General features: G+C 31.0%; 17 protein-coding genes. 11 read left to right on the top strand and 6 right to left on the bottom strand.

What is annotated here, in order from left to right:
* Positions 1-42: 42 nt before the first annotated feature.
* The 7 genes from ruvC to tgt all read left to right on the top strand — a co-directional run bounded on the left by ruvC (position 43) and on the right by tgt (position 5,364).
* Positions 43-537: a crossover junction endodeoxyribonuclease RuvC gene (gene ruvC / locus HMPREF1252_RS06145; protein WP_023059867.1), complete on the top strand. Its 495-nt coding sequence runs from the start codon at positions 43-45 to the stop codon at positions 535-537.
* Positions 534-1,115, top strand: a complete 582-nt coding sequence (gene ruvA, locus HMPREF1252_RS06140) for a Holliday junction branch migration protein RuvA (RefSeq protein WP_023059771.1) — start codon at positions 534-536, stop codon at positions 1,113-1,115. The genes ruvC and ruvA overlap by 4 nt, the downstream gene beginning before the upstream one ends.
* 2 nt (positions 1,116-1,117) lie before the next feature.
* On the top strand, positions 1,118-2,134 hold the full coding sequence (gene ruvB / locus HMPREF1252_RS06135; RefSeq protein ID WP_023059927.1) for a Holliday junction branch migration DNA helicase RuvB: 1,017 nt from the start codon (positions 1,118-1,120) through the stop codon (positions 2,132-2,134).
* Positions 2,131-2,280 carry a hypothetical protein gene (locus tag HMPREF1252_RS09915; RefSeq protein WP_023059902.1) on the top strand — a complete coding sequence of 50 codons (150 nt, stop codon included), beginning with the start codon at positions 2,131-2,133 and terminating at the stop codon, positions 2,278-2,280. The genes ruvB and HMPREF1252_RS09915 overlap by 4 nt, the downstream gene beginning before the upstream one ends.
* A 125-nt stretch (positions 2,281-2,405) precedes the next feature.
* The gene (locus HMPREF1252_RS06130; RefSeq protein ID WP_023059883.1) at positions 2,406-3,224 is read left to right on the top strand and encodes a SpoIID/LytB domain-containing protein; all 819 of its coding nucleotides are present in this window, start codon (positions 2,406-2,408) and stop codon (positions 3,222-3,224) included.
* Complete coding sequence (gene queA, locus HMPREF1252_RS06125; protein WP_023059781.1) at positions 3,221-4,249, top strand: tRNA preQ1(34) S-adenosylmethionine ribosyltransferase-isomerase QueA; 1,029 nt, start codon at positions 3,221-3,223, stop codon at positions 4,247-4,249. The genes HMPREF1252_RS06130 and queA overlap by 4 nt, the downstream gene beginning before the upstream one ends.
* A complete protein-coding gene (gene tgt / locus HMPREF1252_RS06120; RefSeq protein ID WP_023059800.1) occupies positions 4,249-5,364 on the top strand; it encodes a tRNA guanosine(34) transglycosylase Tgt in 1,116 nt (371 codons plus the stop codon). The genes queA and tgt overlap by 1 nt, the downstream gene beginning before the upstream one ends.
* 43 nt (positions 5,365-5,407) lie before the next feature.
* Here the strand turns inward: tgt and HMPREF1252_RS06115 are convergent, their stop codons facing one another.
* Positions 5,408-6,337, bottom strand: coding sequence for a molybdopterin-binding protein (locus HMPREF1252_RS06115; protein WP_023059919.1), 930 nt, complete (start codon positions 6,335-6,337; stop codon positions 5,408-5,410).
* A gap of 98 nt (positions 6,338-6,435) precedes the next feature.
* Between HMPREF1252_RS06115 and larB the strand changes: the two genes are divergently transcribed.
* The 3 genes from larB to larC are packed head-to-tail and all read left to right on the top strand — an operon-like array spanning position 6,436 to position 9,283.
* Entirely contained in the window at positions 6,436-7,188 is a 753-nt protein-coding gene (gene larB / locus HMPREF1252_RS06110) for a nickel pincer cofactor biosynthesis protein LarB (protein ID WP_023059813.1), read from the top strand.
* Positions 7,181-7,996: an ATP-dependent sacrificial sulfur transferase LarE gene (gene larE / locus HMPREF1252_RS06105; RefSeq protein ID WP_023059835.1), complete on the top strand. Its 816-nt coding sequence runs from the start codon at positions 7,181-7,183 to the stop codon at positions 7,994-7,996. The genes larB and larE overlap by 8 nt, the downstream gene beginning before the upstream one ends.
* 3 nt (positions 7,997-7,999) lie before the next feature.
* The gene (gene larC, locus HMPREF1252_RS06100; RefSeq protein WP_023059920.1) at positions 8,000-9,283 is read left to right on the top strand and encodes a nickel pincer cofactor biosynthesis protein LarC; all 1,284 of its coding nucleotides are present in this window, start codon (positions 8,000-8,002) and stop codon (positions 9,281-9,283) included.
* Positions 9,284-9,329: 46 nt separating this feature from the next.
* Here the strand turns inward: larC and lexA are convergent, their stop codons facing one another.
* Entirely contained in the window at positions 9,330-9,947 is a 618-nt protein-coding gene (lexA, locus tag HMPREF1252_RS06095; RefSeq protein ID WP_008902266.1) for a transcriptional repressor LexA, read from the bottom strand.
* 214 nt (positions 9,948-10,161) lie between these two features.
* Here lexA and HMPREF1252_RS06090 point away from each other — a divergent pair, with 214 nt between their 5' ends.
* Positions 10,162-10,455, top strand: coding sequence for a LysM peptidoglycan-binding domain-containing protein (locus HMPREF1252_RS06090; protein WP_023059830.1), 294 nt, complete (start codon positions 10,162-10,164; stop codon positions 10,453-10,455).
* Between the two features lie 181 nt (positions 10,456-10,636).
* On the opposite strand, the gene rho is transcribed toward HMPREF1252_RS06090, so the two are convergent.
* The 4 genes from rho to ispF are packed head-to-tail and all read right to left on the bottom strand — an operon-like array spanning position 10,637 to position 14,407.
* Positions 10,637-12,301, bottom strand: coding sequence for a transcription termination factor Rho (gene rho, locus HMPREF1252_RS06085; protein WP_023059924.1), 1,665 nt, complete (start codon positions 12,299-12,301; stop codon positions 10,637-10,639).
* Positions 12,301-13,269, bottom strand: coding sequence for a class II fructose-bisphosphatase (gene glpX, locus HMPREF1252_RS06080; RefSeq protein WP_008902269.1), 969 nt, complete (start codon positions 13,267-13,269; stop codon positions 12,301-12,303). Before glpX ends, rho begins: the two co-directional genes overlap by 1 nt.
* Entirely contained in the window at positions 13,269-13,922 is a 654-nt protein-coding gene (gene fsa / locus HMPREF1252_RS06075; RefSeq protein WP_023059885.1) for a fructose-6-phosphate aldolase, read from the bottom strand. The genes glpX and fsa overlap by 1 nt, the downstream gene beginning before the upstream one ends.
* Entirely contained in the window at positions 13,919-14,407 is a 489-nt protein-coding gene (ispF, locus tag HMPREF1252_RS06070; protein ID WP_023059757.1) for a 2-C-methyl-D-erythritol 2,4-cyclodiphosphate synthase, read from the bottom strand. Before ispF ends, fsa begins: the two co-directional genes overlap by 4 nt.
* Positions 14,408-14,413 lie beyond the last annotated feature (6 nt).

Below are 14,413 nucleotides of genomic sequence, written 5' to 3'. Positions count from 1 at the left end.
TTCTTTTATATTGGCAAAAATATTTTAAAAAAGAGTGATAATATGATAATATTAGGTATAGACCCCGGTCTAGCTTTGGTAGGCTATGGTGTAATAGAAGTAATAGGAAATAAATATAAATATTTAATGCATGGAGTTATTAAGACTGAGGCTGGTGTACCATTTCAAAATAGATTAAAAAAAATCTACAAGGAAATGACTGATATAGTTATTAAATACAAACCGGAAGACATAGCCTTTGAAGAGTTGTTTTTTAATAAAAACATAAAAACAGCTATAAGCGTGGCTCAGGCTAGGGGAGTAGAGGTTTTAGTTGCTTCGACTTTTACAGATAATGTATACGAGTACACACCTTTACAAGTAAAACAAGCTATAGTTGGATATGGAAGAGCCGATAAGAGACAAGTTCAAGAGATGACAAAGATGATTCTAAATCTTAAAGAAATTCCAAAACCGGATGACGCTGCAGATGCACTAGCGATTGCTATAACTCATGCAAATTCTATAAATTTTAAAGAAAGCTTTTTAATGAAATGATAGATATAGTAAAAGGTATTGCTATTTTAAAAGAAGAAAATTCTGTAACTATAATGGTTGGTGGAATAGGTCTTTTAATTAATGTAAGCAGTAGAGAAAATAAAGAAATAAGATTAAATGAAGAAATAACTTTATTTACAAAAATGGTGGTTAGAGAAGATGATATTTCCATCTACGGATTTATATCTAAAAGGGAAAGATCTATTTTTTCTCTTTTAACAATGGTTTCTGGTATTGGACCTAAGGTTGCTATGGGAATAATGGGAATGTATGGTGAGGAGGAACTTAGAAAATATATACTTTCATCAGATGTTAAATCTCTTACCAAAGCACCAGGTGTAGGTAAAAAAACTGCAGAAAGAATAATTCTCGAACTTAAAGACAGAATTGTTAAAATATTTGGAGATTTTATACCAGATGTTAAAGGAAGTGTACCTTTAGAAAATGACGATGCTATAGAAGCCTTAGTTGGATTGGGCTTTTCTGCTATTGAAGTTAAGAATGCGCTTATGAATGTAGATCCTTCATTAAGTGTAGATGATAAAATAAAGATAGCACTTAAAAATATTGGGAGGTAAGAATGGAAGATAGACTAGTAGAGCCAAATTTTTCACCTTCTGAAGATATATTAGAGTCTGGTATTAGACCTAAGTGGATAAGTGAATACATTGGACAAGATAAGGCAAAAGAAAAGCTAAAGATATTTATTGAAGCTGCTAAAAATAGGAATGAATCATTGGATCATGTTCTTTTAAATGGGCCTCCTGGACTCGGTAAGACTACATTAGCAGGAATTATAGCCAATGAGATGGGAGTAAATATAAAGGTTACTTCAGGACCAGCTATAGAACGTCCTGGCGACTTAGCAAGCATTCTAACTAATCTTCAAGAAGATGATGTATTGTTTATAGACGAAATACATAGAATAAATAAATCTGTGGAAGAAATTCTCTACTCTGCAATGGAAGATTTTGCTCTAGATATAATAGTAGGGAAGGGACCGTCTGCAAGATCAATTAGACTGGATCTTTCTAAGTTCACATTAATAGGAGCTACAACAAGAGCTGGTTCACTTACAAATCCTTTGAGAGACAGATTTGGTGTCATACTAAATTTAGAGCTCTATGATAATGAAGCTCTTGAAAATATAATTCTAAGATCATCTAAAATATTAAATATTCCGATTGAAGAAAATGGGGCTAAAATGATTGCTAAAAGATCTAGAGGTACTCCAAGAATTGCTAATAGACTTCTAAAAAGAGTTCGTGATTATGCAGAAGTTAAAGAAAATGGTATAATTACAGAAGACGTAGCTAATAGAGGACTTGATCTTTTAGAAATTGATGAATATGGATTAGATTCATTAGATAGAAGAATCATAGAAGTAATGATTATAAATTATGGCGGAAGACCGGTAGGAATCGATGCAATAGCGGCTTCAGTTGGAGAAGAAAGAGTAACTATAGAAGATGCATATGAGCCATATTTATTACAAATAGGATTTATAAATAGAACTCCAAGAGGAAGAATGCCTACAAAGCTTGCATATGACCATTTAAATATTCCTTATGGAAATAGTGAGGAGAGTTTTTTATGAAAAATTTTAGATTAATTTTTAGTGTGCTTATAGTTTGTGTTTTACTTACAGTTAGCGCTTATGCACAAAATTTGGATATAAAAATTGGAAAATCTTATTCAAATGGTGAAGCTATCGAATTAAAAAGTAAAAAAATTTTAATATAGTAATAGATAATACTATTTCTATAAAAACAAATACTAAGACTTTAAAAATTAATTTTGATGGAAAAGACATAAAAGTTTTAAATAAAAATAAAGTTGTCGTAGATTCGTTTCAAACCAATGGAGTTATGCTTATTTCTTCAGATGAACCAATATCTGTGAATGGCAAGAGATACAGAGGATCAATTTCTTTTAGGATAAATAATTCTAAACTAGACATTATTAATAATGTTGAGATAGAAGATTACCTAAAGGGCGTAGTCCCTAAAGAGTTATCAGCGTCTTATCCACTTGAAGCTTTAAAGGCTCAAGCTATTGTATCTAGATCTTTTGCTATGGCAAATATAAACAAATATAAAAAGCTTGGATATAATTTAAATGATACTACATCGTCACAAGTTTACTATGGTCTAGATGCTGAGAAGAAGAGATCTAATGAGGCGGTAGATTCAACTAAAGGCTTAATGGTTTATTATGGCGATGATATAGCAAATACCATATTTGGAGCATCTTCTGGTGGAATTGTGGCAGATGCATCTGAAGTTTGGGGAGGAAAATCAATTCCTTATCTTGCTTCTTTTGAAGACAAATATTCTACTTATAATTGGGATATCTCTCTCAAAAATAGCGATCTAAAAAGAATATTTGGAAAAGATATATACTCTTTGGATCTAATCGAAAAAGATAGTTCAGGTAGGGTTAAAAAGATTCTTATAAATGGGATTGAAGAATTAAAAACTTCTACATTTAGATCTAAAATAGGAAATGCAAAATTTAAATCTACACTTTTCGATATAGAAAGGACATCTGATGGATTTAAATTTACAGGAAGAGGATACGGTCACGGTGTTGGTTTTAGTCAATACGGGGCTGTTGAAATGGCGAAACAAGGTTTTAAAACCGAAGATATATTAAAATATTATTTTAAAGGTACAGACATAAGATGAGTTTAAAGACTAGTGATTTTTACTATGACTTACCACATGAATTAATAGCACAGCATCCTCTAAAGGATAGAGCTTCTTCTAGACTTTTAATAGTAAATAGAAACTCTAAAGATTTAGAAGAATGTCATTTTTATAATATTATTGAGTATTTAAATGAAGGGGATGTTCTTGTAGTAAACAATAGCAGGGTTATCCCTGCTCGTTTATTTGGTCATAGAAAAGACAAAGAAGAAAAAATAGAAATTTTACTTTTAAAAAGGGAAGAGGACACCTGGCAATGTTTAGTAAAACCAGGAAAAAAAGCTAAAGTTGGAAGCGAAATTATATTTTCAGACAAATTAAAATGTGAAGTTAAAAGAGTAGATGAAGAAGGTAATAGATATATCAAATTTCATTGCGACGGAATATTTGAAGAGATATTAGACGAACTTGGCAATATGCCACTTCCTCCATATATAACAGAAAAATTAGAAGACAAGGAAAGATATCAAACTGTATATTCCAAAATTGATGGCTCTGCCGCAGCACCAACAGCAGGACTTCACTTTACCGAAGATCTACTTGATAGAATAAAAGAGAAAGGAATTAAAGTAGCGCCAATAACACTTCATGTTGGGCTTGGTACTTTTCGCCCTGTAAAGGTAGATGATGTTGAAAAACATCATATGCATTCAGAGTTTTATATGATGGATAAAGAGACTGCTAAAATTATAAATGATGCTAAGGAAAACGGTAAAAGAATTATAGCAGTGGGCACAACTTCTATGAGAACTCTAGAAACCATAGGTAGAAATGGAAATGTGAAAGAAACTTCAGGATGGACTGATATTTTTATCTATCCTGGTTTCGAATTTAAAATAGTTGATGCTTTAATTACAAATTTCCATTTACCTGAATCGACACTTATGATGTTAGTATCTGCATTTGCAAGCAAAGATATAATATTTAATGCCTATGAATATGCAATAAAAAATAAATTTAGATTCTTTAGCTTTGGAGATGCTATGTTTATAAAGGGGAATTAATGCTAGAATACAAACTAATAAAAAAATCAAAAGATACAAAAGCAAGAGTTGGAGAAATAAAAACAAATCATGGAATAATTAAAACTCCTGTTTTTATGCCGGTTGGTACTCGAGCAACAGTTAAGACTATGACTCCAGAAGAAGTTAAAGACTTGGGTGCACAAATCATACTTTCAAATACCTATCATTTATTTTTAAGACCTGGTCCAGAAATTATAGAAAAAGCTGGAGGTCTTCACAAATTTATGAATTGGCATGGCCCTATTCTTACAGATAGTGGTGGATTTCAGGTTTTTAGTCTTAGTGCGAATAGAAAAATTACTGAAGAAGGAGTTACTTTTAGATCTCATATAGATGGATCTAAACAATTTTTATCTCCAGAAGTTTCAATAGATGTTCAAAATTCATTGGGCTCTGATATAATTATGGCTTTTGATGAATGTGCACCATATCCAGCTACCTATGAATATATTGAGCATTCTATGAACAGAACCACAAGATGGGCTAAGAGATGCAAAGATCATCATAAAAATACTGATAACCAAGCATTATTTGGAATAGTTCAAGGTGGAATGTATAAAGATTTAAGAAAAAAATCTGCAGAAAATTTGGTAGCAATGGATTTTCCTGGATATGCTGTAGGTGGTCTATCTGTAGGTGAACCTAAAGATATAATGGTTGACATACTTGATTATACAACAGATTTTTTACCTGAAGATAAGCCAAGATATTTAATGGGAGTTGGTACTCCTGATTATTTATTTGAGGCAGTAGAGCATGGTATAGATATGGCAGATTGTGTTCTTCCTACTAGAATTGCAAGAAATGGAACTGCTATGACCTCAGTTGGTAGAGTAATTGCTAAGAACGGAAAATATAAAGAAGATTTTACAAGTCTAGATGAAAACTGTGATTGCTACACTTGTAAAAATTATACGAAGGCATATATCAGACATCTTTTCAATGTCAATGAAATATTAGCCTACAGACTTCTATCTATCCACAATATATATTTTCTAACTAAATTAATGGAAAATATTAGAAATGCTATTTTAGAAGATAGATTTTTAGAATATAAAAAAGAATTTTACGAATCCTATGGATATGAAGATTAAATAAAAAGAGAAATCCTTTGACTACTATGTAGCAAAGGATTTTTTATATCTTATTTTCTAATTTATTTAATCTATACTGTACTTGATAAAATTTTAAATTAGAGCCAATCTTATTAAGCTGTTTTGCAATTTGTCTAGCACCAAGACCCATGTTTCTAAATTTTATAATTTGTTTAATTAATTCTTCTTCAGAAAGTTCTTTGTCAGCTAATTGATCATACTTTGTTTCGTGTATTTCTATGAGTCTACCTCGTAATTTGTCTAATATTACTCTTTCATCTTCATTTATATTTTCCAAAAATACTTCAAACAAGGCTGTACACTCATCCTTTGGTCCAGGTAAAGAAAGAATTGTTGTATTATTTTCTATAGCGATAGTAAGAGTGGAGAATAGATGACCATTTCTTCCATAAATATTTCTGGATAATATATTTTCATAATTATTTTTTAAAACCTCGTGAACAATATCTTTGGAAAGAGATTCAGAAAAATTCCTCCCTCCACCAGTTCCTCCAATAATGATTATATAATCCGGATTTTTACTTAAATTTTGATTCAAAATTTCTAAGAAACCTTCACTATTATCTGGAGAAGGTTTAGATCTAATAATTGAAGAACCAGGGAGTTTTCTAATAATCATTCCTGCAATAATAGGGCTGTTTTGATCTTCAACTATCCCTTCTAATATTTCATCTCCAGTAGGAATAATTATAAATTTTTTATATGTAGATGAATTATCTTTATTATTTCTATTCAAAATTTTTATAATATTATTTCTAAGACTTTGTGCGAACTCATCATTTAAAATATTTTTTCTAAAAAATCTTATAGTTATTGAATTTTTAGTAATTCCTAGGATATTGAATTTATAATTTATAATTAGACTTAGTTCTTTTTCAAAATCGGAAATAGAGATTCCTCTTAAATCTATATTTTTTATATTAACAATATCATCTTTTATAAAAAAATCCATACTTACCACCTCAAATATAGTATATCATTTATTTTTTAATTAAAGAACAAAATTGAGAAAAAATATAACAAATGTTATAATTATTTAAGGAGTGAAATATGGATATAAAAGAATTTTTAAATAAATATAAAGAAGGAAAAATTTCTCTTGAAGAAACAGAAAAGTATTTAAAAAATCTACCTTATGAGGATTTAGACTATGCTAAGCTAGATTATCACAGATCAATTAGATCTGGATTTGGCGAAGTTATCTTCTGTGAAGGAAAAGCAGATGAACATCTTCTAGGAATCTATAAGAGTTTTTCGCAAAGGGAAGGCAATGTTTTAGGAACTAGAGCAAATAAAAGACAATATGAACTTATAAAAAAAGAAATTCCTGATGTTTTATTTGACGAAATATCAGGTGTTTTAAAGATAGATAGAAATAAAAAGAACAGAATAGGTAAAATTGTCGTTGCTACAGGAGGTACAGCAGATATTAGATTTGCAGAAGAAGCAGCTCAAACAGCAGAATTCTTCGGAGCCAATGTAGATAGACTATATGATGTAGGCATCTCTGGCCTACATAGGCTTTTAAATAATTTAAATCATTTTAAAGATGCAAATGCCATCATAGCCGTAGCAGGAATGGAAGGAGCGCTACCTGGAGTTATAGCTGGTCTTGTAGATGTTCCTGTGATAGCTCTTCCAACTTCAGTGGGTTATGGAGCTAATTTCAAAGGAGTTTCAGCTCTTTTAACCATGCTCAATTCCTGTGCAGAAGGCATAAATGTTGTAAATATCGACAATGGTTTCGGAGCAGGGTACAATGCTGCTCAAATAAATAGATTGGTAGAAAGACATAATGGATAGAAATATTGAAAAAAAATACAAAAAACTAGAGGATTTATTAAAATCCTACGGTAAGATTGCTGTAGCATTTTCTGGAGGAGTTGACTCTAGTTTTTTAGTAGTAGCAGCAAAAAAGATTTTAGGAAAAGAAAATACACTTGCAATAAACTTAATATCATCAATGCAACCAGAATCCGAAGAAAATTATGCTAAGGAATTTGCAGATAAATACGATATTGATTTAATTAGAATACCTGCAGATGAATATAGCATAGAAGGTTTCGTTGAAAATTCAAAGGACAGATGTTACTATTGCAAACATTCAATCTTTTCAAAAGTTATAGAAATATCTAAAGAAAATGGTTTTAAAGTAGTTGCTGATGGCACCAATGCAGACGATGAGGGCGATTATAGACCAGGGATGAAGGCTCTTAAAGAGCTAAATGTAAAGAGTCCTCTCAAAGAAGTAGGTCTTACTAAAAGTGAAATAAGGACTCTTCTAAAAGAAATGAATGTAGAAACTTATAATAAACCTTCTGCAGCATGTTTAGCATCAAGAGTTCCATATGGAACCGAAATTACTAAAGAAATTTTAAAACAGGTCGAGCTTTCTGAAGAGTATTTAAAGTCTTTAGGATTTGTAAATCATAGAGTTAGATACCACGGAAATTTAGCCAGGATAGAAGTTACAGAGAATCAATTTGAACTTTTAATAGAACACAGATTAGAAATTGTAAAAAATCTAAAATCATTTGGTTTTATTTTTGTAACTTGCGACCTTTTGGGATACACAGTTGGTTCACATAATTTAGTATTAAAGGAGAAATAATTTATGGATTTATTATTAGAATGTTATTCAGGAATTTCTGGAAATATGTTTATAGGAGCTCTTTTAGATTTAGGGGTTCCATTTGAATATTTAAAAAATGAAATTGACAAATTAAATATACATGGATATGAGTTGGTGTATAAGAAGGTTGACAAACTTGGAATAGATTCAACTTATTTTAATGTAAAATTACTAGAAGATGAACATCATACCCATGAACATTGTCACAATCACGAACATAATGATGATTTGAATGAAGATAAACATGATCATGGAGATGAGCATGAGCATAGTCACCATCATGAACATGACCAGGATAATCATGAGCATCACCATAGCCATGTCCACAGAAATTTAAATGATATAAATACAATAATTAATGGTTCTGACCTATCAGATTATGTAAAAGAAAATTCTTTAAAAATATTTGAATACATCGCAAGGGCCGAATCAAAAATTCATGGAAAATCTATTGATGAAGTTCATTTTCATGAAGTTGGTGCAATCGACTCAATAATTGACGCTGTAGGAGCCTCTGTATGCCTCGAATATTTAAAAGTGAACACAATGTATGCCTCAAATATATACAAAGGCCACGGCTTTGTAAACTGCGCACACGGATTATTTCCAGTTCCAGCACCAGCAACCCTTGAAATTTTAAACGAAACATCTTTTGAACTTAAACAATCAGTGGTGGAAAGCGAACTTATAACACCTACAGGAGCTGCACTCTTAGCTACTTTTGCCAAACCATTAATGAGTCCATACAAGAGCATCAAAACTTCTTATGGAGCTGGTACAAAAGATTTTGAAATACCAAATGTACTTAGAATTTCAGAAATTGAGCTTAAAGAGAATAAAAATAAAAAGACCAATGAAATTTTTCTATTAGAAACAAATTTAGATGACATAACTGGCGAAGATCTCGGTTTCTTTATGGAGCTATGCATGAATGAAGGAGCACTAGATGTTTTCTATACGCCTATCTATATGAAGAAGAATAGACCTGCGTACAAACTTTCAGTAATAACAAAGAGAACAAATGTCAAATCAATGGCTAAGCTAATATTCAAACATACCACATCCATAGGCGTAAGATTTACCAAGTACAGAAGATTTGAAATGGATAGAACATTTGAGAACGTAGAAACTAAGTATGGAAAAGTAACGAAAAAGATATTGAAATATGAAGATATAAAAAAAGAAAGCTATGAATACGAAGATTTAAAAAAAATAGCGACTGAAAATAATATATCTATAGAAGAGGTTAGATCAAATTTAAAATAGTAAATATAAACATAAAAAAATCCTGTATAACACAGGATTTTATTTTTTACATTTTTCTATACAGACCAACTATATGACCAAGGATTATAAGTTCTTTGGTGTAAATTGGATCCATAAATTCATTTTCAGGTTGTAATCTAAATCTATCTTCTTCTTTATAATAGGTCTTTATTGTAGCTTCATCACCTATAAGCGCTAGAACTTTATCGCCATTTCTAGCAGAGCTTCTCTTTTCTATAATTACAAAATCTCCATCTAGGATACCAGCATTAATCATTGATTCACCCTTAACTTTTAAAATGAATAAATCTTTATCCTTAGCAAAGTCAAGAGGTAAGGGGAAGGTGTCCTCTATATTGTCAAAAGCCAAAATAGGCATACCCGCTGTTACAGTACCAACTATTGGTATATCTACAGTTTTCTTCTTTGCAAGAAGTAAGTCATCAGAAGGATCTAATATTTCTATAGCTCTAGGTTTAGAAGGATCTTTTCTAATATAATCTAACAATTCGAGTTTTTCCATAGCCGCATGAACAGTAGAGGTACTTTTAATGGAGCAACCATTACATATTTCTCTAACTGATGGCGGATAACCGTTATTTTCAATATATTTCTTTATAAATAAAAGTATGTCAACATCCCTTTGGGATAAATCTTCGTACATAATATCCTCCTAGCTATAATAATCTAATTTAATTATATCAAAACAAAATATTTAAAACAATAAAAAAGAACAAAAATTCGAACAAATATTCTTTTTTCTGTTGACACGAACATATGATCGTGATATTATATGAATATAAAAGAACACTAGTTCAAACATATATTCAAACATGTATTCAGATATATTTTAATTTTAGATTATATAGAGGTGTAAAATGAAAAAGAAATCAATTTATTTAAAGAAAAAAAGAATACTTACATTATTAATATTAATGCTTTTATTCACAACAGGAATTACAACTTACAGCACTGAAAATAAAGACTACATTAAGCCAAGATATCAGGAATACATAGTAAAAGAAAATGATACTATGTGGAAAATATCTGCAGATTTTATAAATAGTAGTACAGATATAAGAAATTTTATTTCAAAAGTTGAAGAAATAAATAATATAGATTCACAAAAGTTAAAGCCAGGAATGGTAATATACATGCCAATAGAGCCTTAAATAGGTCCTTAATAAATTTCACTATGAAAGAAGCAAGTTTAACTTGCTTTTTTTATTTGTCGATATACTTATATTTTTTAAGACTTAGTTTCGCAAAATTATTATTTAGCGAAGTTATATTTAAAGATAAACCATATTCTCTTCTAATAGATTTAAATAAAATATCAAAAAGACCTTCTATTTATGGAAGGTCTAAATTTATTTTTGATGTATTTATAAATTCTTTATTCGTTTTATATTTTTCTAAACTAGATAACATAAACTCTGTTACTTTTAATTTGTCATCATCTGAGGTAGCTCTTCTAATATAATTAGAAAATTCATACTCTTCTTTAGTTAGTAGCAATTCTTCTTTTCTAGTTCCTGATTTAAAGATATCTATAGCTGGGAATATTCTTTTTTCTGAAAGCTTTCTATTTAGATGCACTTCCATATTGCCAGTACCTTTAAACTCTTCAAATATAATGTCATCCATTCTAGAACCTGTATCTACTAAAGCAGTTGCAAGTATCGTAAGAGATCCACCTTCTTCGATATTTCTAGCTGCTCCAAAGAATTTTTTAGGAGCATGTAGAGATAGTGGATCAAGTCCCCCTGTTAAAGTTTTGCCGCTTGGAGGTGTGACTAAATTGTATGCCCTTGCAAGTCTTGTAAGTGAATCTAATAATATTACTACATCCCTTTTATTTTCAACGAGTCTCTTTGCTCTCTCAATGACCATTTCTGCAACCTTTGTATGATTCTTTGCCATCTCATCAAATGTCGAGAATACCACTTCTCCATTAACTGATCTCTTCATATCAGTTACTTCCTCTGGTCTTTCATCAATTAATAAAACTATAAGATGTGTATCTGGATAGTTCTTTTCTATTGATTTAGCTATTTTCTTTAAAAGTGTTGTCTTACCACTCTTAGGTGGAGAAACTATAAGCCCCCTCTGCCCTTTTCCAAGTGGAGATACGATATCTATAAGTCTCATAGCTGTTTCTGTTGTGGTAGTTTCTAGTTTTAATCTTTCATTTGGATATATTGGTGTCAAATTATCAAAGTTAGGTCTTCTTGTGGCTGTTTGAGGAGGTAGGTCATTTACTTCATTTATATATATGAGAGCATTGAAATTTTCACCCTCTTTTGACGGCTTTACAACTCCTTGTACCTTGTCTCCTGTTCTTAATCTAAATCTTCTTATCTGTGAATGGCCTACATATACATCTCCATCTCCGGAAAGATAGTTTTTCATTCTTAAAAAGCCATAACCATCTGGAAGTATTTCTAAAAATCCTGTCACATAGTTAATTTCATCCATTTTTTCAATTATTTTTTCTGCATTATTGGATAGATTTGTAGTATCAATTTTTGAAATATTTGAAGAGTTTTCTGATTTTATTTCTTCTTCGTTTGAAAAATCATCTTCACTTTCGTATTTATAGATATATTCCACAAGCTGATCTTTAGTAAGACTGTTTGGATTATCTAATCCGTATTCAATTGCCAAGGTTTTTAGATTGTCTATTGAAAGATTTTTTATGTCTAGATTATCATTGTTTTCATTATTTAAATTGAAGTTGTCTTGGGTAGATAAGATTTTTAAAATAAGGTCGCTTTTATTATATTTATAAGGGCTTTCAATATTGAAGAATTTTGCAATTTCTTTAATTGAAGTTAGATTTAAACTTTCTAAGTCTTCTTTTGAATAAGTCTTTGTTTTTACATTTCCGGTTTCTATATACTCTATGTAGTCATCTTTATTAAATAAAAAATCATTAGCAAGGCCCATAGACCTTGCTATATTTTTTAAATCATCTAGTGATTTACTATATAGTAAACCATTATTTTTGTTTACCATTATTTCGCATACTCCGGCTTCTTATTTAAATCATGGATACTTTTAATGAATCTAACTGTACCGCTTGGAAGTCTTAATACTAGTGTTTCGGTGGTAGCCTTGTTTCCTTTTAAATACTTAACGCCTTCTAAAAGTTCTCCAAAACTTACACCTGTTGCAGAAAATATTACATCATTTCCTTTAACTAGATCATCAATTTTGTAAATTTTATTTAAATCTGAATGAAGTTCTTTGCATCTTTTCATTTGATGTTCATCTGTTGGAAGTAATCTTCCTTGGAAATCTCCATCTAAACACTTTAATGCTGCTGCTGCTATAACTCCTTCTGGAGCTCCGCCTATACCCATTACCATATCTACGCCTGAGCTTTCAAAACATGTTTCTATAGCAGTAAGTATATCTCCATCAGTAACCATCTTTATTCTGGCTCCTGTAGCTCTTATTTCTTCTACAAGTTTGTCATGTCTTTCTCTTTTTAAGACTGAAACTGTTATATCTTCAACTTTTTTTCCAAGAGCTTTAGCTACTCTATTTATATTGTTTTCTACTGAGTCTGTTAAATCTATACATCCCTTTGCTCCAGGACCGCAAGCAATCTTGTCCATATAAACGTCGGGTGCATTAAGTAAACATCCTTTAGGTGCAGCTGCTAGTACTGAAATTGCATTATTCATACCATTTGCAATTGAGGTTGTACCATCTAGTGGATCAACTGCAATATCAACTTCATCTGCATTAGGTTTTTTTGTACCGATCTTTTCTCCAATATATAGCATTGGAGCTTCGTCAATTTCTCCTTCACCTATTACTACTTCTCCATTGATATCTACTGTATCAAATAATCTTCTCATTGCATCAACGGCAGCACCGTCAGCTTCGTTCTTTTTTCCTTGTCCTAAAAATGATCCAGCAGATAAAGCAGCAGCTTCTGTTGCCCTTGCAAGATTTAGTGCTAAATTTCTGTTCATTATATCTCCTTTGTTTTTACATCTTTAAAGTCTTCTAAAAATTTTATAAGACCACTATCTGTTAGTGGGTGCTTAACCATTTGTTTCATAACTTTTGTTGGAACAGTAGCAATATCTGCTCCAGCAAGCATAGAATCTACTATATGAGTAGTATTTCGAATACTAGCTGCAATTATTTTAGTTTCTATATTATAATTTCTAAAAATTGTTGAAATTTCTTCTATTAAAGCCTTTGATGACACTCCTATATCATCAAGTCTTCCTAAAAAAGGACTTACATATGTTGCTCCAGCTCTTGCTGCTAAAATAGCTTGTGATGCTGAAAAAACAAGTGTTACATTTGTCTTTATGTTCTCTTTTGAAAGTATGCTTGTAGCTTTTAAACCTTCTTCAGTCATAGGGATTTTTATTATAACATTTTCTTTTATTTTAGAAAGTATTCTCCCCTCTTTGACCATGCCATCTGCATCAGTAGATACTACCTCTGCAGAAACTGGACCGTCTATAATCTTAGAAATTTCGTCTATAACTTCTTCAAAGACTCTTCCCTCTTTAGCAATTAGCGAAGGATTTGTAGTAACTCCTTCAATAACTCCCCAGGAATTAATCTCTTTAATTTCTTCGATATTTGCTGTATCTAAAAAGAATTTCACGCTTGATCCACCACCTTTTCTCCTAGTAATACTACCGCTTTAGCCGCTATTCCCTCTCCAGTTCCTGTGAATCCTAAGCCTTCAGTAGTAGTGGCTTTTATAGAAATATTGCCTAGTGAAGTCTCTAAAGTATCTGCTATCTTTTTTCTCATTTCATCTCTATATGGGCTGAACTTAGGCTCATCTGCGATAATTACAGAATCAATATTTACAATATAAAAACCCTTGGTATTTATTATATCACTTACTTCTTTAAGTAAAACCAATGAACTAATATTTTTATATTTTGGGTCAGTATCAGGAAATATATATCCAATGTCGTTATAGCAAATTGCTCCAAGCATAGCATCCATAATAGCATGTACTAATACATCCGCATCAGAATGACCAAGAAGTCCCTTTTTATGCGGAATTTCTACTCCTCCCATTATGAGTTTTCTGCCTTCTACCAATCTGTGGACATCGTATCCTATGCCTATTCTCATAAATCC

The organism is Peptoniphilus sp. BV3AC2 (genome assembly GCF_000478945.1).
In the GTDB taxonomy this organism is placed as follows: domain Bacteria; phylum Bacillota; class Clostridia; order Tissierellales; family Peptoniphilaceae; genus Peptoniphilus_B; species Peptoniphilus_B duerdenii.
This window is presented reverse-complemented; position numbering and strand designations above follow the sequence as displayed.